This window comes from Methylocapsa polymorpha, from assembly GCF_045689225.1.
GTDB lineage: Bacteria > Pseudomonadota > Alphaproteobacteria > Rhizobiales > Beijerinckiaceae > Methylocapsa > Methylocapsa polymorpha.
This window is the reverse complement of record NZ_CP136862.1, coordinates 1,513,753-1,531,193: the sequence shown is the minus strand read 5'-3', so window position 1 is coordinate 1,531,193 and position 17,441 is coordinate 1,513,753. Positions and strand designations below refer to the sequence as shown.

15 protein-coding genes are annotated in these 17,441 nt (G+C 61.4%); 7 read left to right on the top strand and 8 right to left on the bottom strand.

The features are described from left to right. Positions 1-96: 96 nt before the first annotated feature. Both RZS28_RS07145 and RZS28_RS07140 read right to left on the bottom strand, forming a co-directional pair. A complete protein-coding gene (locus tag RZS28_RS07145; RefSeq protein WP_407340637.1) occupies positions 97-1,347 on the bottom strand; it encodes an efflux RND transporter periplasmic adaptor subunit in 1,251 nt (416 codons plus the stop codon). Then, complete coding sequence (locus RZS28_RS07140) at positions 1,344-4,529, bottom strand: efflux RND transporter permease subunit (protein ID WP_407340636.1); 3,186 nt, start codon at positions 4,527-4,529, stop codon at positions 1,344-1,346. Before RZS28_RS07140 ends, RZS28_RS07145 begins: the two co-directional genes overlap by 4 nt. Before the next feature lie 182 nt (positions 4,530-4,711). Here RZS28_RS07140 and RZS28_RS07135 point away from each other — a divergent pair, with 182 nt between their 5' ends. Then, a complete protein-coding gene (locus tag RZS28_RS07135) occupies positions 4,712-5,284 on the top strand; it encodes a TetR/AcrR family transcriptional regulator (protein WP_407340635.1) in 573 nt (190 codons plus the stop codon). Positions 5,285-5,414: 130 nt separating this feature from the next. Next, positions 5,415-5,723, top strand: coding sequence for a hypothetical protein (locus tag RZS28_RS07130; RefSeq protein ID WP_407340634.1), 309 nt, complete (start codon positions 5,415-5,417; stop codon positions 5,721-5,723). Positions 5,724-5,765: 42 nt separating this feature from the next. On the opposite strand, the gene RZS28_RS07125 is transcribed toward RZS28_RS07130, so the two are convergent. The 4 genes from RZS28_RS07125 to RZS28_RS07110 all read right to left on the bottom strand — a co-directional run bounded on the left by RZS28_RS07125 (position 5,766) and on the right by RZS28_RS07110 (position 9,541). After that, entirely contained in the window at positions 5,766-7,142 is a 1,377-nt protein-coding gene (locus RZS28_RS07125) for an MBOAT family O-acyltransferase (RefSeq protein ID WP_407340633.1), read from the bottom strand. A 1-nt stretch (position 7,143) separates the two neighbouring features. Continuing rightward, complete coding sequence (locus RZS28_RS07120) at positions 7,144-8,076, bottom strand: SGNH/GDSL hydrolase family protein (RefSeq protein ID WP_407341065.1); 933 nt, start codon at positions 8,074-8,076, stop codon at positions 7,144-7,146. A gap of 85 nt (positions 8,077-8,161) precedes the next feature. After that, entirely contained in the window at positions 8,162-8,311 is a 150-nt protein-coding gene (locus RZS28_RS07115; RefSeq protein ID WP_407340632.1) for a DUF5989 family protein, read from the bottom strand. 18 nt (positions 8,312-8,329) lie between these two features. Then, complete coding sequence (locus tag RZS28_RS07110; RefSeq protein WP_407340631.1) at positions 8,330-9,541, bottom strand: GDSL-type esterase/lipase family protein; 1,212 nt, start codon at positions 9,539-9,541, stop codon at positions 8,330-8,332. Between the two features lie 355 nt (positions 9,542-9,896). On the opposite strand from RZS28_RS07110, the gene RZS28_RS07105 reads away from it, so the two are divergent. The 4 genes from RZS28_RS07105 to RZS28_RS07090 all read left to right on the top strand — a co-directional run bounded on the left by RZS28_RS07105 (position 9,897) and on the right by RZS28_RS07090 (position 14,222). Continuing rightward, entirely contained in the window at positions 9,897-10,436 is a 540-nt protein-coding gene (locus RZS28_RS07105) for a formaldehyde-activating enzyme (RefSeq protein WP_407340630.1), read from the top strand. A gap of 321 nt (positions 10,437-10,757) precedes the next feature. Further along, complete coding sequence (locus RZS28_RS07100) at positions 10,758-11,444, top strand: hypothetical protein (RefSeq protein ID WP_407340629.1); 687 nt, start codon at positions 10,758-10,760, stop codon at positions 11,442-11,444. A 577-nt stretch (positions 11,445-12,021) separates the two neighbouring features. Beyond that, on the top strand, positions 12,022-13,314 hold the full coding sequence (locus RZS28_RS07095; RefSeq protein ID WP_407340628.1) for a hypothetical protein: 1,293 nt from the start codon (positions 12,022-12,024) through the stop codon (positions 13,312-13,314). A 482-nt stretch (positions 13,315-13,796) separates the two neighbouring features. After that, positions 13,797-14,222: a hypothetical protein gene (locus tag RZS28_RS07090; protein ID WP_407340627.1), complete on the top strand. Its 426-nt coding sequence runs from the start codon at positions 13,797-13,799 to the stop codon at positions 14,220-14,222. A gap of 17 nt (positions 14,223-14,239) precedes the next feature. Here the strand turns inward: RZS28_RS07090 and RZS28_RS07085 are convergent, their stop codons facing one another. After that, a complete protein-coding gene (locus tag RZS28_RS07085; protein ID WP_407340626.1) occupies positions 14,240-15,397 on the bottom strand; it encodes a hypothetical protein in 1,158 nt (385 codons plus the stop codon). A 186-nt stretch (positions 15,398-15,583) separates the two neighbouring features. Next, positions 15,584-16,282 carry a pirin family protein gene (locus tag RZS28_RS07080; protein WP_407340625.1) on the bottom strand — a complete coding sequence of 233 codons (699 nt, stop codon included), beginning with the start codon at positions 16,280-16,282 and terminating at the stop codon, positions 15,584-15,586. 199 nt (positions 16,283-16,481) lie between these two features. On the opposite strand from RZS28_RS07080, the gene RZS28_RS07075 reads away from it, so the two are divergent. After that, complete coding sequence (locus tag RZS28_RS07075; RefSeq protein WP_407340624.1) at positions 16,482-17,396, top strand: LysR family transcriptional regulator; 915 nt, start codon at positions 16,482-16,484, stop codon at positions 17,394-17,396. The last annotated feature ends 45 nt before the right edge of the window (positions 17,397-17,441 follow it).

The following is a 17,441-nucleotide window of genomic DNA, read 5'->3' as shown; positions in this document are numbered from 1 at the left end:
TGCCTCGCTCCTTGATAAGATTTTGGATAAGACTTGGTCGATTGGTATTGCAGACCCACGCGCGCGGTTGCGCCGAGCAAGCGACCGCCCCGCCGCTCATTTGTTGGCGACGGCCTCCGTGGTTTCCATCGGCTCAACGCGCATGCCGTCGGCGACGTTCGCGGGCGGGCTGACAATCACGCGATCGCCGGGCTTCAACCCAACCTGCACCTCGACATCGGCGCCATTGTCGGCTGCGAGCTCAAGCTTGCGCAGCTCCACCTTGCCGTCGCTGACGACGGCGGCGCTGAGGCCATCCTTGTTGAAGATCACCGCCTGCGATGGGATAACTATGACCGAGCCTGGGCGATTGACCTGTAGATGAATGATGCTGTAGAGGCCGGCCGCCAGCACGCCATCCTTGTTGTTGACGTCGACCTCGGTCAGCAGCGTGCGGCTGCCGGCGGCGAGCGCCCGCGCGTTGCGCGCCACCTTGCCTTCAAACACGCGGTTCGGCAGCTCCGGCACCGTGACCGTCGCGCGATCGCCGTCCTTGATGCCCAAATAGGCAGCTTGCGGCACGAAGACTTGCACGCGCAAGACGTCGGTTCGCGCAATCGAGAACAACGGGGTTCCGCTGTTCGCGTCGGCGGCGACGAGACTGCCGACATCGACCAGGCGGCTGGTGACTTCGCCGTCGAAAGGGGCCGTGATCCGCTCGAAGTCGGTCAACTGCGCCAGGCGATTCACCGCCGCCTGCTGCGCCACGACATTCGCCCGCGCGACGGCGAGGGCCGCGGTGCGGGATGCGAAGGTCAGGCGATCCTGATCGCCCTGCTGCGCGCTCGACCATCCCTGGGCGACAAGGCGCGTCGTCCTTTGGTTCGTCACATGGCTGAGATCGGCGTCGGCCTCCGCCTGCTGCACGGCCGCCTCGAGCTGGACAAGCTGCGCTCTAGCCTGGGCGAGCTGTTGATCGAGATCGGGCGCCGCGATCACGGCGAGCACATCGCCCTTGCGCATTTTGGTGCCGATATCGACGTTGCGGACGGCGATATAGCCAGTGGCGCGCGCATAGATCGTGGCGTTGTCGAAGGGCGTCATATTGCCCGGCAGCTCGATCGTGCGTGGTTTCGCGTCCTCCTGAACAATCATGGTGCGCACGCTCGGCACGGCGTTTTTGCGTGCTTCAAGCGCTGCGATGGCGTCGGCCTTCCGGCTCGCTTGGCTCCAGGCGCCGAAACCAATCAATAGGGTGACAACAGCGATGGCGCCAATGCCGATCGCGCGGGCGATTCGCCGACGGCCGAGATCGCTCTTGACCTGTGTATCTTCGCGAAACACACGTTCCGTTGGCGCATAATTCATGACGACAATCCTTGGTGGGTCGATCGCGCGGGCGGTTCGGTCTCTTGCTTTTCGAAACGGCCAATCATCGAATAAAGGTAAGGGACAAACAGCAGCGTTGTCAGCGTTCCGATGGCGACGCCGCCGATGACGGCGCGCGCTAGCACGGCGTTTTGCTCTTCGCCGGGGCCGCCGATCGCCATCGGGATCATGCCGACGATCATCGCCGCTGCCGTCATCAACACAGGTCGAAGCCGCGTCGTTCCGGCCGACAATGCGGCCTCAAAGGCGCTGAGGCCCGCCTGCCGCTGCTCCCGCGCGAATGTGACGAGCAGAATGGAGTTCGCCGAGGCGACGCCAACCGCCATGATCGAGCCCATCAGGGAGGGCACGCTCAATGTCGTGCCGGTAACGAACAACATCAACAAGATGCCCGCCGCGGCGCCCGGCAAAGCCAGGATGACGGCGAGCGGATCGAGGAAGCTCTGATAATTGACGACCATCAACATATAGACGAACACGGCTGCGAACAGAAGCCCAAGCCGCAAGTCGGCGAAGGCCGACTGCATGCTTTCGATCTGGCCGCGAACGACGATTTGGTTGCCGGGCTTGAGCTGGGGTTGAACTTCGCTGACGATCTTGCTGATTTCTGTCGCTGCGCTGCCGAGGTCGCGGCTCTGCACGCTGCCATATACATCATACACGGCCTGAATGTTGGACTGGTTGAAGACCGATTGAACGGGCACGCGCTTGGCGGAGGCGACGCTGCCGAGCATGGTTGGGATCGGCGTGCCGGCGACGTCGAGGCTGGTTGCAAGCGGCGTATTGTCGAGCTGGTTCTTGTTGGAGATGCGATATTCCGGAGTCTGAACGGCGAAGTAATAGGGAATGCCATTCTTCGGATCGGTCCAGAAATTGGGCGAGACTTGCTCCGATGAGCTCAGGCTGATGTTGAGGTTATTGGCCGCGTCTTGCATGTTCAGGCCGAGCTGCTGCGCGCGCGTGCGGTCGACCGTATAGAACATCGCCGGCGCGTTGAGCTCCTGCTGAACATGGACGTCGACGAGGCCCGGAACGTCGGCCAGCTTCTGCTGCAATAGCGCGGCCACGGCTTTGTTGTTTTCGCGATCGCGCCCCTGCACCTGAACGTCGATCTGAGTCGGCACGCCGAAATTAAGCACTTGCGTGACAAGATCGGCGGGCTGGAAATAGAAGAGCACGTCGGGAAAGGCGACCGGCAATTCGGCGCGCAGCTTCTTGATGATTTCGGCGGTCGGAGCGTGGCCTTCGCCGAGCTCGATCTGGATGACGCCGTCATTGACCCCAATCGCGCTGCCATCGGTGAAGGCGAGATTATAGGTGCGCTGCGGCAAGCCGATATTATCAAGGATGAGCTTTAGCTCTTTGGCCGGGATCTCGGCGCGGATATTGTCCTCGATCGCCTGGAAGATCTGCTCCGTGCGTTCGACTCGGGTGCGCGCCGGCGCGCGGACATGCAATTGAATGAGGCCTGCGTCCACGCTCGGGAAGAAGTCGGAGCCGATGAAGAGAGACAGGATGCTTGCGCTGGCCACGACGATCACGGCCACGGTCGGGGTTAGAATCCGGCGCCGCAGAATCCCGGCGAGGAGCCAGCCGTAGAAATCGCGGAACCGATCGAATCGCGCATTGAACGCCGCATGAAAGCGTGGGAGCCAGCCGGTCGCGGCGCCGTGCTGCTCATGCTCTTTCCGCAGCAAAAGGCCGATCATGATCGGGGTGAGCGTTCGCGAAATGCAATAGGAGGCGAGCATGGCGAACACGACCGCCATCGCCAGCGGCGTGAACAGATAGCGCGCCGCGCCTTGCAGGAAGAAGACCGAAACGAACACGCAGCAGATGGCGAGCGTCGAGATCAGCGTCGGCACGGCGATCCCGGCGGCGCCCTCGAGCACCGCGTCGTCAAAGGGCTTGTCTTCCTCCAAAAGCCGGTGCGTGTTCTCGATCGTGACCGTGCTGTCGTCGACCAAGATGCCGACCGCGAGCGCGAGGCCGCCGAGCGTCATGGTGTTGATGGTCTGGCCGAGCGCCGAGAGCACTGCGATTGAAGTCAAGATCGATAGCGGGATCGACACCATCACGACGAGGGTGGAGCGCCACGAGCCGAGAAAGATCAAAATCATGAGCGCGGTCAGGCCGGCTGCGATCGCGCCTTCATGCAGCACTCCGGTAATCGCGTTCTGCACAAACACCGACTGGTCGAACAGCAAATGTATGTCCATGCCGGGCGGAGCGGCCCTCTGAATCTCGGGCAGAGCCGCCTTCACCCGATTGACCACGTCGAGGGTGGAGGCGTTGCCGTTCTTGATGATCGTCAAGAGGACCGAGCGCTTGCCTTCGGCGCGCACGATGTTCTGCTGCACGGCCCAGCCGTCGCGAACATGCGCTACGTCGGACAGATAGACGGTCGCGCCGCCGACCTGCTTGATCGGCAGCCGGTTCAGCGAGTCGATCGACTGCGCCATATTGTTGACGCGCACGATGAATTGCTTGTCGCCCATCTTGGCGTCGCCGGAGGGCAAGGTCAGGCTTTGGGCGTTGACAGTGTTGACGATGTCGTTCGGCGTGATGCCGCGCGCCTTGAGCGCGTCGGGGTCGAGGTCGACCATGATCTGCCGATACTTGCCGCCATAGGGCGTCGGCAGCGTGATGCCGGGGATTGGCGCCAGCGCCTGGCGCATCTGATAGATGCCGTAATCGTAGAGCTGCTGCTCGTTGAGCCGGTCCGAACTTAAGCTCAGTTGAAGAACTGGCACGGAGGAGGCGTTATATTGGACGATCGTCGGCGGCTGAATTCCCGTGGGCATCAAGGCGCGGATCGAATTGGAGGCCGACACGATCTGACTGATCGCCAAATCGACGTTCACATTGGGCTGGAAGTAAATCTTTTCGACAGCGACGCCCGACAGCGTCTGGCTTTCGATATTGCGGATGTCGCTGACGTTGGAGCTGACCGAATATTCGCTATAGGTCGTGACGCGTTGCTCCATCTCCTCCGGCGTCAACCCGGTATATTGCCAGATCACCGTGACGACGGGGATGTTGATGTTCGGAAAAATGTCCTTTGGCGTCGTCAGGATCGCGCTGCCGCCGAGAAACAACATCATCAACGCCAGCACGTAAAACGTATGGCGGTAGCGAAGCGCGAAGCCGACAATGCCCATGATCAAACTCCGGGAACGGGGCTTGACGTATTGTATGGTACAGTACACATCAAGGGGCGCCGGGGTAACTCACTAGGTTGTGAACGATTATGGACCCTTCAGACGCAGCCCTTGCCGCGCCGAGGCCGCCAAGCAAGCGCCTGACGGCGCGGCGGGACGCTTTTTTGGCCGCGGCTCGGGAAGTGTTCCAGGAAAAAGGCTATGGCGAAGCCACGCTGGATGACGTGATCGCGCGGTCCGGCGGGTCGCGGCAGACGCTCTATGCGCTGTTTGGCGGCAAGCAGGGTCTTTTCGAAGCGATTATCAGCGACGCCTGCGAGTCGATCTTTCGAGGGTTGACCCCTCAGCAATTGGCGCCGCGCGCGCCGGACGCGGTGCTGCATGAGGTCGGCGTCCGCTATCTGGCCATTGTGACAGGCCCGGACTGTATCAGCCTCAACCGGCTCATCATTGCGGAGGCGCCCCGCATCCCCGAGCTCGCGCAGCAGTATTGGAAATTCGGCCCTGGCCGCAGCCGCGCGTTTCTGGCCGAGTTTTTTGACCGCCAGATCGAGCGAGGCGTGTTGCGCATGCCAGACAGCATGGCGGGGGCGGAGCATTTCCTGGAAATGCTGTCTGGAACCGTGCGGCTGCAGTGCATGATCGGCCTTCGCCAGCCGCCGACACCGGTTGAGATCGAGCAGATCGTCGAAAGCGCCGTCGCCCAGTTCCTGCACGGTTGCCTGGCGGTGAAGGGAGACAACTCTCGGTCCTGAGACCTCGAGCCAAGATCTCCGGCGCCGCCGCGCCTTTCATATCGATCCCTCGCCCGCATGATTTCGCCAAGAATATCGCTATGGTCGGTTGCCGGCCCGATCAGGCGGAGCGAACAAAAGGGGGACTGAAATGAATTGGCGCGCTGTTCCACTCATGTGCTTGCCGCTTGCAGCCTCGCCCGCCTTGGCGCAAGGCGCCCCCCATTACAGCGTCGAGAAGATCTGCGAGGCGGCCAAGGCAGATCCGATCGGCTCCGCTACAAGCGCTTATGATGACTGCATGCGAGACGAAACGCGCGCTCGTGAGCAAATCGAGAAGCAATGGAATAGTTTCTCGGCGCAATCGCGGCAAACATGCGTGCCCATGGAAGAATCGGAGTCGACGTCGAGCTATACTTATGTCCTGACCTGCCTGCAGGAAGAGAATTCGGAGGAATAGGTCGGGGCGCGGTGCTACGTATCCGTGGCGCGATGGAGCGGCCTAGAAATCAAAATAGACGAATTTGCCGGAACTGCCGGTGCTCACCGAGATCGCGACAATCCAGACGATCGCCATAACGGCCACGGCCGCTGGCGCGCCCCAGCGGCGGACCAGGTAAATGATCCGGCGATGGTCGTCCAAATGATGAGTGATGAAGAACAGGCCGATCGCCGCCAGGACGAAGGCGTTGGCGTCAAGAAACAGGGCGAGGTCAGGCGCGGGCCGCCCGACGCCGCTGACGATCTTCCAGACCGAGCCCACGTCGGGCGCACGGAAAAACACCCATAGCAGCGCCACGAGCTGGAAGAAGATGATCGCGCGCAGGACGCGGGGGATCCGGCCGTAAAATGGAATTCCGCCGACGCGGCGCAGCGCGTGGTTGACGACGAGAGCGAGCCCATGCAGTCCGCCCCAGATGACGAAGGTCCAATTGGCCCCATGCCACAGGCCGCCGAGCAGCATTGTCGCGAGCATATTGCCGTTCTGCCGGTGCGGGCCCGACCGGTTGCCGCCAAGCGGAATGTAAATATAGTCGCGCAGCCAGTGAGACAGGGTGATGTGCCAGCGCCGCCAGAAGTCGATGATTGACACTGCGGCGTAAGGCCGCGAGAAATTGTTCGGAAGCTTCACGCCGATCATGAGGGCAACGCCGATCGCCATATCGGTATAGCCGCTGAAATCGCAATAGATCTGTACCGGAAAGCCATAAATTGCGACGACGCTCGACAGCTGATCGGCGGTCGACGGGCTGTGGTAGACGGCGTCGACGAAGCCCCCCACCGGATCGGCGATCACCAGCTTCTTGAAGAGCCCGACCGTGAAGATGGCGAGGCCAAGGACCAGATTGCGCCACGCGACGCTCGGCAGGCCCTGAAACTGCGGCATCAGTTCAGCGGGACGGAGAATCGGGCCTGCGATCAGATGCGGGAAGAACAACGTGAAGGCCAGAAGGTCGCGGGGAGAGCGCGAACACGGGTAGTCGCCCCGGTAGACGTCGACGACATAGGCGATCAAGGTGAAGCTGACGAATGAAATGCCGAGCGGCAGCGCGCTGGTGACGATCGGGTTTTCGACGCCGAACTGCCTGGCGATGAAATTGGCGTATTTGAAGACGATCAGCGGCGTCAGCATGATCGCAATGGCCAGGGCGAGGCGCAGCCGCCGGCGGCTGGGTTCGGCCTCGCTGATCCAGATGGCCAGGACATAGGCCATGGCCGCGATCAGGAACGGGATCCCGACATAGGCCACGTTCCAGTAGCCATAGAACACGGTGCTGGCGAGAATGATCAGAGCCGGACGCCAGTCGGGCCGGATCGTTGCGTAGAGGACTAGAAAGATCGCCAGGAAGCCGAAAAATATCGGCGAGCTGAACAGCATGTCACCGCCCGCCCGCTTCCAGCAGCACAGGCAGGAAAGCTTCGGCCATGATTTTGTGACCTTGGGCGTTGGGATGGGGGTCGCCCGGCATCGCCCAGAGCTGTTCGGGAGTCATCGACCCCAGGAACGGCCGGAGGTCCAGATAGCGGTAGCCGTAGCGGTTGGCGACCCCTGAGAAGATGTCATGGACGAATTGCAGCGGGTAGTTCTTCAGATTATGGACGTCCGGGGTCATGACCATGTAGAGGCGGATGTTATGAGCGTGGGCGTAATCGGCCAGCGCCGCGAAAGCCGCCTCGAAATTGCGCATGCCCGCGCTGCCGGGTTGATAAGCCTCGCGGTAATGCGCTTCGAGGGCGCCTTCGCCGCCTATGTCGAACAGCCTGTGATAGGCGATCCACAGAGTCATCGCGAGTTCGCTGTTGCGGAGCAGGGCGTTCGCGTTGGCCGGCTCCAGCACTTCGCCGTCCCTCACGAAGGCTTGGACCACAAGATCGGTAGGCGCGAGATCCGCAAGCCGGGTCAAAAAGCGGCGAACGTAGCGGACCGTGTTGTAATTGCCGATGCCGGCGTTCATCACCACAGCGTCGACGTCGTGATCCTTGAGGCCCGTCTCGACCAGCGCGGAGAAAGTCTGCTCCTCGGGAACGCCCCAGCCGAGGGTGATCGAACTGCCGAGAAAGAGAATGCGGCGCTGGCCCGCGACGGGCGGCGGCGCGGGACCGCCCCGCAACCCAGCCTCGTCGATCCGGATCGACACGGATTGCAGCAAGGCCTGCGAATTTGGCCGATGCTCGAAGTCGAGGATTGGATCGGAGCTGCGTTCCTTCAGCTCCTTGGAGTATCGCCACATCTCAATGTCGTAGTTGGACATCGAGCGGTTTTTCAGGCGGATGACGAGTTCGCCGGCGCCCAGGCCGACCACGACCGCCATGGCCACCACTATGACGGAAAACCATCGCCGGCTGGTTGCCGACAAGGGGGCCGACCTGTCGCGAGAGGACATGGAGCGGCGCCGATTAAAAGAGCGCGTAAATGAAAGGCGCGACCACGCTGGTTTCGCTGACGAGCAGCAATCCGCCAATGATCAACATCGTAATTATGATCGGATAAAGCCAGAGCTTATTATTGCTTCGCAGGAAGTTGAAGAGTTCAACGATGGTGCTCATCGTTCAGATGTCCATTGATCACGGAGTGCGGGCGATTGCCGCCGCGTTTGGCAGCAACGGGGACAAGGCTTCAAATAGTTTTTTCGCAATCCGCGCATGCGCCTGTGAATTGGGATGGGAGTCCATGGAATTAACTTCATATTCCGTTAATGAGAATTCCTTGTCAAGGCCGCTAAGATCTATGACAGGGAGTCCTAATCCGTTCAACCGATCGCACAAGACCGTCAGAATGCGATCGCGGACTTCTGGATAGACATTCACCCAGAAATGGGGATACGGCAAAATCACAAATATTGGAGCGGCGCCGATCTCGCGGGCCGCCGCCGCCATCGCCCGAACCTGCTCCAGATTTTGCGAGAGCAGGGCGTCGTCGTCATAAGCGAGAATGCGGTTGACGTTCACGGCCGTGGCGAAATTTCCGTAGATCTGGGGCATATAGCGCTTCCAGGCTATGAAATTCACGGTCGGATTAAAGGTCACGTAGCGCAAGAGCCCAATGTCCGGCCGTTCCGCGCGCATGAAATTCGCCATCGGTATATCGGCGGCCGTATAGGCGAAAAGCACAATGTCGGGGTGAACCTGCGCAATTTGGCCGCGAACGAGATTCGCCCGATCGCCAACCCCCGTCGTGACGCCGCCAAAGCCTGCGAAGTTCAGCACGGCGGCGTCGAGCCCGGCATTCTTCATCAGCTTTTCGAGACCATTGGTGAAGCGGCCATCGGCCTTGGTCAGGCCCTGGCCCCAAGTGAAGGAATTGCCGGCCGCGGCAACCACCAGCCGATGCGTTTTGGCCTCTTTGAAGGGCGTCAGATCCCGCTCCCAGAAACCGTCCCGGTTGGGAATCGGAACCGTGTTCGTCCAATGGGCGTGAGGGATGAAATTGCCGCTCGGGCCAACGGTGTCGAGACGAAAGATGACAATGTATTCGTCTATGAGAACAATTGTGAAGAGGACGCCGGCCGCCGCCATGCAGAGGCGAAGCAGAGGCTTTCGATCCTGCTGCGAGGCTTTCATGCCGCCAATCAAAAGGACCAGGATCGCCAACACGAGGACAGCGTCCGATATGTAGTATAAATACATGTGAGTGAGCGCGAACTCGCCAAGCGCGGCCATGATCCCGAAGTCAGCCGCGACGATGAGCGCTCCCAGCATTGGCGCAAACCAAGGGCTTTTCGTCCAATCCGCTGATATTCGCGACCACAGGGTCGTGATCCAAGAAGGCAAAGTCATATGTCGGTCTCAAGGAGGGCCGTCGCCCCGGCCGGGAGCAATGCTTGTGCAAATGTTTGTGCGTTCGGCGCACAAGTGCCCACCTTTAGTCGCGCTGTCAACGACGCGCCAAAGGCCGGCCAATGGGCCCGGCGAACGCGTCATTTGGCGCCGTAGCGGCGTGGAATGCAAAACGCCCGTCCGGTCGAGCGTGCGAATCGCATGTCGAATCATCTTCGAAACGCGCCCCACAACGCGCCGCGCATGGCGAGGGCCGATCGGATTGTTTGGCTCCTTATATATCCTGAGCCTTGCCCCTTCCTCCCATCCTCGCCGAATGCTATTCGACCGCAGACTCAAACCGGCAGGATCGAAGATGAGCGAAATTTGGCTGCGCACCGGCGAGGCGACGGTTCTTGCCGCGGATGGACAATTCACCGACGCCATGCCCGAAGTGATGATCGGCCATGTCAAAGGCCCGGTGGGGCACGCCTTCGCGGCGATGGCGGGTCAGGTCGCCGGCCATCCGCGCATGTTCGTCATTCGCGACCTTAATCAAATGGTGCGCCCGGCGACTATGATGACCACCAAGATGACGGTGCGCTCCAATGATTACGTCGAATTGCTCGGCGGGATCGTGCAGGCGGCGACGGGCGACGCCATCGTCGATTGCCTTTCGGAAGGCGTTCTGCCGCGGAAGGAAGCGGAAGAGCTTTGCATGATCATCATGGTCTGGCTCGATCCGCGTTGCGCGACGGACAAGTCGCTCGACAAGCGCGATCTTTATCGCACCAATTATGAAGCGACGAAGCTCGCCATCTCCCGCGCCATGAAGGGCGAGCCGACGATCGACGAGCTGATCGGCAATCGCAAGACCATCAGCCATTACGCCCTAGAAGGCGTTTTCGACGAATAGGCCAATTCGTCGTCGAGTTCGAGCGCGGGGCGGTCGCTCCAGACCGGGCGCACTCGCGGCCTCGCGGCGGGCAACTGTCGGCGGCTCAACCCAGGGCTTCAAGTCGTAGCGCTTGTTTCGCTATATAAGATCGCTTGCTTTCGTGACCTCATGCGTCCAGTTTTAAATTCTGGAAAAGGGCCTAGAGCATGTTCCGAAAAAGTTGATCGACTTTTTCGATCAGAACATGGTCCAACCTATTGATCTGGAGCGAGTTCTTATCGATTGGACGATTCCATCCAATCGGAGCGCGCTCTAGGTCTCCGAATTCGCGAGGTTCTTATGAAGCGCGCCATTGCACGGGTCTCGATCGGGGTCGCCGCTGCCGCTGCGGCCATTGTGTTGGCGGGGGGCTCGATGCGCCTGATGGGCGCCGCCTCGTCGGAGCTGAAGCCGGACTCCCGGCCCTTCGAGGTGAGCCAAGCGGTTCCCGGCCATGACGAGGCGCCGGACGCCATGCATATGCATCACGAGATGATGCATATGCATGACGATCCTACTCTACATACGCCTGGGGCGACGCCGACTTTGGCCGGCCAGGACGCCTTCGGCGCCATCCAGGAGATTGTCCGCATTCTCGAGGCCGATCCCACGACCGATTGGTCAAAGGTCGATCTCGAAAGTCTTCGCCAGCATCTCATCGACATGAATGAGGTGACGCTCAACGCCGACGTTGTCCAATGGCCGGTCGACGGCGGGCTCAAGGCCAGCGTGACGGGCTCCGGGCGCACGCTTGCGGCGATCCAACGCATGGTCCCGGCGCATGCGCGGGCGATCAACGGCAACAATGGCTGGCGCGTCGAGGCTGAGACGCTTCCAAACGGCGTTCTGTTTGCCGTCACGTCGAGCGAGGCGAAGGAGACCACTCATATTCGCGGGCTCGGCTTCATCGGGATTCTTGTACGCGGTTCGCATCATCGATTTCATCATCTCGCCATGGCCAGAGGCAGCTTCGCGCATGGGCGATGACTTGCGAAGCGGCGGCGCTCGGCGCGCTGGTCCGCGCATCGATGATTCTCTCCACAGCGCAGTTTTTCGAAAAGCGGCTGGCTTCGCAATCGTTGCGCGTGGTTACCGTGAATTAACGATTGCGGGCTGCGCTCTATATTGAGCGCTGATGTGGCCCTTCGAGGCCGTTGTTGATGCGGAATTGGAAAATTCGATGCGAAGGACGCAGTTTTGACGCGTTTCGCAGGGCTGGGACCACAACGACAGCGTCGAATAAGCCTCAAGGACGATCATCGCTGCTCGGCGCATGACCTGCGTTCGCCTTGCTGCGCCCCTTCCGCATTCCGATTCGGGACGGGGCACAGAAGAGCCACAATTACGATTTCTTAATGAAGTCCTAAAGAAGATGAGCCAGCTTTCAGAGTCGGAAGGCTTGGTTCGAAAGCAGCGTAGCGTCGGTTCTTGCGTCTGGTCACGGTATTCGGGCAAAGCGCCCGGAGACATGTAGGAGGCGAAAGTCTGACGCCGTATGCGCGAGAGCAGCGATGTGGATCGGCCAAACTGGTCCGCCACATGGACGCAACAGGAGGTCGGAAGCATGAGCGAGCCTGTTACGAAACGGCGGCCGATGATCGATCTAGAGGAGTTTGAACGGCGTTTGCGCCGGCCACGCTCCGCCAACACTTGGGACAGTGAGCCGCTCCCTGAGCTTGCCCAACTCCTCGGCCGGCAAGAGGGCGCGCGCAGAACCGGCTTCGAGCCGAAAGGTCAAGGCGCGATGAAAGGCAACCTGTATGCGTTGACTCCCAGCGAGCGCAAGGAGCCGCCGCCGCTGGAGCGTTTCATCACCGGCGATTTTGCTGCGATCGAAGCTGGTTTATTGGGCGCAGGACGACAAACAGCGGCGGGGCTGGCGCAAGCCGGCGAATGGCCGATCGAGCGAAGGGAGCCGCCGGCGCCAGAGCGTGTCGTCGATTTTGCAGCGATCGAGGCCGGATTGGTCAGCGCCAGGCGTCAGCAGCCGGCGAAGCCGCAAGCCGAAGAAAATCGCGTCGAGCGAAAGGAGCTTGCTGCGCCCGAACGCTTCATTAGCCGTGATTTCTCTGCGATCGAGACCGAGTTGCTCAGCGCGAGGCCATTAAAGGTCGAAGCGACACGGACGGAAGCCGAGAAACCGAGCGCATTCGTTGACGAACCGAAACCCGCGGACGATGAAAGCTACGGTGATGAAAGCTACACGGCGGCTTCCCGTCACATCGGGAACGCCGACGGTGAGGTCAGGTCGCGTCTCGCGCTCTACGCAATGGCGGCGATCATTATCGTCGGGCTTGCGGGTATAGGCGTAAGTTTGAGTTCCGGGGGCGGCGAAAACACGGCGTTCGATGCTGCTGATGGGACGGACGCGCTTCAATCGGGACCGCTGAGCGGCTCGGACGTCTCGGCAAACGAGGCGTCCGACTTCGGCGGTTCGCAGCAACCGGCGGCGGCGCTGGCCGATAATTCCGGACGGCCGGCCGATCCGGCGCAGGAGAAAGCGCCGCGCGTCATTTCGCTTGGCGAATCCGCTCGATCGGACGAAGGTCTTGCGACGGAGACGGCGAGCATCCCGCCGCAAGAGCAGACGCCAGTTCAGCCGGACCAGTTGGCTAACGCCGTGCCGGCGGAGCCCGCGAAAGTTCGGACCGTGGCGGTTCGGCCGGATGGCGCGCTCATCCCGAATAATGCGCCGGCGCCAGCCGGCCGCCAGCGCCTCCGATCCCAGTTGCGCCGCACCGTCCAGCTGCTGCCGCTAAGGCTCCGGCAGCGAAACCGGCTCCCCACGTTGCGGCTGCGGCGAAACCGGCTGGCGCGGCTGAGACCAGCGCACGCAGCCATCCGGGGCCAAACGTGAACGCCGCCAAGCCCAAAGCCGTAGCGAGCCCCGTCAGGCCCGAGCCTGCGAAAGTCGCGGACGTTCCGCCGTCTTCGCCTGCGTCCGCCGCCAATGGGGCTTTGGGATTCGTACAGACAACCGTGAGTTCGGTTACGGCAGGCGCCGCGAAACTGTTCGATTGGGCAAAATAGAAATTGGGGCTCGTCCGTCTACGGCGAGCCGAGCGCCAAGGCATGAGTCGCGAGAGCGTAGATCGGTTTCGCGACTCTGCTCTTCGATCCCGCCCCCTGGGCGAGACCGAAGCCGAAGAGCAGCGCGCGGGGACTGCGTCGTCTCGTTAAGTTGCGTCTCCATTATTCGGAAATGGTCTCGCGGGTTTCCGCGAAACAGATGGCCGCCGGCTCCCTGGCGCTGTAATCTCTTGATCGCTTTTATCCTTGCCGCGCGCTGAGCTTGGGCGAGGGCGTCGCGCCAACCTCATTGTCCCGGAGCCGCGCCTCATGGATGTCTCGAGCTTTCTGAAGGTTGTGCCTGGCGCGCTCGGCGTCGCGGGCATTCTCACTTATATCTGGCCCGGCAAGGCCCAGTTCACGGGGGAAGTTTTCAAGGGAGTCGTCAAGAAGCTGCGAGCCGCGCCGAATGTGCATCTTCAAAATTATGATCGGCTGACGCCGGACGAGATCGTCAGGCTAATCGACACGGATAGCCGCGTGCGCACGGCCCTCAGCGAACGCGAGATAGGCGTGCTCCGGCTCCTGGCTACCTTGCAACACACGCGCAGAGCTCTCGTGCTGCTCGTCTGTTCGGCGCTGATTGGGCTGAGCGCGTGGCTTCTTTTGCGCCGGAATGAGCCGCCGCCGCAGCGCGACGCCGCCCTCAAGGGCGAGGATTCGCCTCTTGCACTCCCTTGCAGGTTCAATGGTTAAGCGCCGTCCTTTTCATTTCAAATTGCGATAAATGATTTGTCACGCAGACGGATGCGTCTGGAGCAGACGGGGCAACTAAGTCCGAGAGCGATCTTTTTGTTCGCTGCGACCGCGATCTGCGAAGCGCAGTGCGGGCAATGGCCTTTCCAGGCGCCGGGGGTCCATTTGTCGAGCGCGACGGGAATTAGCCCGATGACGGCGACGCCGACCGCCGGCCAGATCCCGTAGAAGGAGTAGACCGCCACGGCCGCCGCAAAACCTCCGATTGCGACAATTGCTTTGGCCGAAAAGACCAAAAAATACGTCCAAAAAGAGCGGGTCTGATTCGGCCGCTTGGGATTTGTGAACGTATGCCGCAAAAAAGCGGCGGGCCTTGAGGGACGGTTGGGCTCGATCGTCTCTTCGGCTTCAATTGAGGGGCGAGACGGCGCCCCCGGCCCGAACAGATCGAGCCTCGGTTCGCCATTAAAGGCTGGAGACGGTTTTGCTTCGGGCGGGTCCAGGACGCGTCCGGCCGCCGCGCTGTCGATGGCTTCCTTGGCGGCTTCTTGGAATTCGGCGTGCAATTGGCACAGGAGAACCATCGAGTGATGCAAGATCCCGAACCGGAGGAATCCGGGATCATTGCGGACCAGACGAAGATATTTCGCTTCGTCGTAATCCGCTTCGGCCAGCCCCGAAAAGGCCTTCAACAATAGCGCCCGGTCCGCGAGCGGCTCGATCAGCTCCATCAGAGTTTTATTGACCGACCGAAAGTCATGCGCAAAGGCGTTGCGAACGCGCCTCACGCATTTCAAAAAAAGAACATAGTCTCTCGGGCGCCGCGTCAATTCAATAAGCCGAAGAACAGAGCCTTGGCCTTGGAACTCGATGTCGTCGATGAATGCGGACATTTCCTCGTCGACGGCGCCGCCGCTCTGACGCACGGTCAGAAGCCGCGCCATCAGGTCGCGGCAGGCGGTCTCATGGAGCGCGTCGACCTTGATGAAGAACGCCCAATCCGACGTCTCGGTATAGGTCTCGAGGATGACGTCCTCGCCGACCCCGAAGCGCTCGCAGAATGTGTCCGCCTGCTCCAAAAGTCGGGTCAATGGATCATTTTGGGAGAGGGGACTGTCCCCTTGTCCAAGAATTTCAGCTTGAATGAGGCTTGAGGCGTCGGTCGCAATATTCATGCTTAAGAAAGGATTCAGAGGCCTGTTGGTTCCGCGATTGCTTTTCTTTTTTGCTTTTGCAGCCGACGCGGGGCGGGCTCACAACGCTTTGTTGCATCAAGAGCATTTTTACAAGCCAGGCGAATATCGGTTCGCGGGACGCCGGCCTGCCGCATGCGCCTGCGATCGATTGAATTGGCGCGACGGTCAGGCCGCATCCACGAGAACGAGTTCGGCGTCCTCGAGCGCCCTGACCGAGAGCATTGCTTCGTCTCGGATTGCCGCGCCATCCCGCGCCCCGATGCGAACGCCGTTCACCTCCACGGCGCCTTGGGCCGGGACGAGGTAAGCGTGGCGTCCTTCTCCGAGCGCATATTCGGCGGTCTCGCCGGTCTTGAGCGTCGCCCCCAGCACCCGCGCGTCGGCGCGGATCGGCAGGGCCTCGGCGTCCTCCGCAAAGCCGCTCGCCAGGCTGACGAATTGGCCGGAGCGATCGCCCTTTGGAAAAGGCTTGGCGCCCCAGGACGGCTGGCCGCCCTGTCGCGTCGGCAGGATCCAGATTTGGAAGATGCGGGTCGCTCCAGGCTCAAGATTATATTCAGCGTGACGGATGCCCGAACCCGCGCTCATAATCTGAACATCGCCGGCCGTGGTGCGGCCGGAATTGCCCAGATTGTCCTGGTGGGTGATCGCGCCCTCCCGGACATAGGTGATGATCTCCATGTCGGCATGCGGATGCGGCGGGAAGCCCTCATGGGAGGCGATCTCGTCATCGTTCCAGACCCGCAAGGCGCCCCAGCCCATCCGCTTGGGATCGCGGTAGTCCGCGAATGAAAAGTGATGCTTGGCCTTCAGCCAACCGTGGTCGGCGCCGCCAAGCCCGTCAAATGATCTGCGCTCAATCATCTTCGATCCTTTCGCCCTGAATTCATCGTATTGGCCATGCCTGCGCCGTGCCGAGGCCGCGGGCTCCGCCGGGGACAAGCGCGACCTTGCCCGTAAGCTTCTTGGCATTGCGGCGCCTCTGTCGGCGCCGGCTAGACGTAGGGAGGAAGACATGATCTAAAAATAGAAATTGTGGAAACGCATCATTTCCAAAATTGACATGTCGCAGCTGCCGGATCTCGAAGGGCTGGCGATATTCGCTAAGGTCGTGGAATCGCGGTCCTTCGCCCGGGCGGCGGCGGAGCTGGGCCTGTCGAAGGCGACGACGTCCAAGGCCGTCAGCCGGCTCGAGGAGCGCCTTGGCGCGCGACTCTTTAACAGAACTTCTCGCCGCCTTGCTTTGACTGACACCGGACGCCTTCTGTCCGAACGCGCCGCGCGCATTCTCGCTGAGGCCGAGGCGGCCGAAGCTGAGACTTTGTCGAGATCCGCGACCCCGCGCGGTCTGGTGCGCGTGGCCGCGCCAATGTCCTTCGGACTGCGCGAGGTCGCGCCGGCGCTGCCGGATTTTTTCGCGGCCTATCCCGAGGTTTCGATCGATCTGCATCTGAGCGATGCGCTCGTCGATCTGATCGGGGAGGGTTTCGACATGGCCTTGCGGATCGCCAGCTTGCCGGATTCATCCTTGGTCGCGCGCCGCTTGTGCGGGGTGTCGCGCATTCTCGTCGCCTCGCCAGCCTATCTGGAGCGGCATGGCCGGCCGACTCACCCGGCTCATCTCGCAGAGCATGCTTGCCTCGGCTACGCTTATCTGGCGACCCCCGATATTTGGCGTTTCGTGAATCCCGCCGGCGAGACGGCGTCGGTGCGTCCCACCGGACCTCTCCGGGTCAATAACGCCGATGTCCTCATGCCCGCGCTGCTCGCGGGGTTGGGCCTTGCGGTGCAGCCGGATTTCATCGTCCGCGAAGCGCTCGCCGACGGCAGGCTAGAGCCCGTGATGACGGATTGGTCGCTCCCCCTCGGCGGTCTGCATCTGGTGACGCCGCCCGGAGGGCTGCGTCCGGCGCGGGTCGAAGCCTTCGCGGATTTCTTGGCGCTGCGGTTCGCCCGCTCAAAACCAAGGATTGGGTAACGCGTTTATGGCGGCGGAAGCTTCCCGCCATAGGCGAAGCTGGGT

What these genes read in the sequence shown, in the direction of transcription:
- RZS28_RS07145 (WP_407340637.1), bottom strand. Translation starts at nt 1,347, where the DNA reads ATGAATTATGCGCCAACGGAACGTGTGTTTCGCGAAGATACACAGGTC.
- RZS28_RS07140 (WP_407340636.1), bottom strand. Translation starts at nt 4,529, where the DNA reads ATGGGCATTGTCGGCTTCGCGCTTCGCTACCGCCATACGTTTTACGTG.
- RZS28_RS07130 (WP_407340634.1), top strand. Translation starts at nt 5,415, where the DNA reads ATGAATTGGCGCGCTGTTCCACTCATGTGCTTGCCGCTTGCAGCCTCG.
- RZS28_RS07125 (WP_407340633.1), bottom strand. Translation starts at nt 7,142, where the DNA reads ATGCTGTTCAGCTCGCCGATATTTTTCGGCTTCCTGGCGATCTTTCTA.
- RZS28_RS07120 (WP_407341065.1), bottom strand. Translation starts at nt 8,076, where the DNA reads ATGGCGGTCGTGGTCGGCCTGGGCGCCGGCGAACTCGTCATCCGCCTG.
- RZS28_RS07115 (WP_407340632.1), bottom strand. Translation starts at nt 8,311, where the DNA reads ATGAGCACCATCGTTGAACTCTTCAACTTCCTGCGAAGCAATAATAAG.
- RZS28_RS07110 (WP_407340631.1), bottom strand. Translation starts at nt 9,541, where the DNA reads ATGACTTTGCCTTCTTGGATCACGACCCTGTGGTCGCGAATATCAGCG.
- RZS28_RS07105 (WP_407340630.1), top strand. Translation starts at nt 9,897, where the DNA reads ATGAGCGAAATTTGGCTGCGCACCGGCGAGGCGACGGTTCTTGCCGCG.
- RZS28_RS07100 (WP_407340629.1), top strand. Translation starts at nt 10,758, where the DNA reads ATGAAGCGCGCCATTGCACGGGTCTCGATCGGGGTCGCCGCTGCCGCT.
- RZS28_RS07095 (WP_407340628.1), top strand. Translation starts at nt 12,022, where the DNA reads ATGAGCGAGCCTGTTACGAAACGGCGGCCGATGATCGATCTAGAGGAG.
- RZS28_RS07090 (WP_407340627.1), top strand. Translation starts at nt 13,797, where the DNA reads ATGGATGTCTCGAGCTTTCTGAAGGTTGTGCCTGGCGCGCTCGGCGTC.
- RZS28_RS07085 (WP_407340626.1), bottom strand. Translation starts at nt 15,397, where the DNA reads ATGAATATTGCGACCGACGCCTCAAGCCTCATTCAAGCTGAAATTCTT.
- RZS28_RS07080 (WP_407340625.1), bottom strand. Translation starts at nt 16,282, where the DNA reads ATGATTGAGCGCAGATCATTTGACGGGCTTGGCGGCGCCGACCACGGT.
- RZS28_RS07075 (WP_407340624.1), top strand. Translation starts at nt 16,482, where the DNA reads ATGTCGCAGCTGCCGGATCTCGAAGGGCTGGCGATATTCGCTAAGGTC.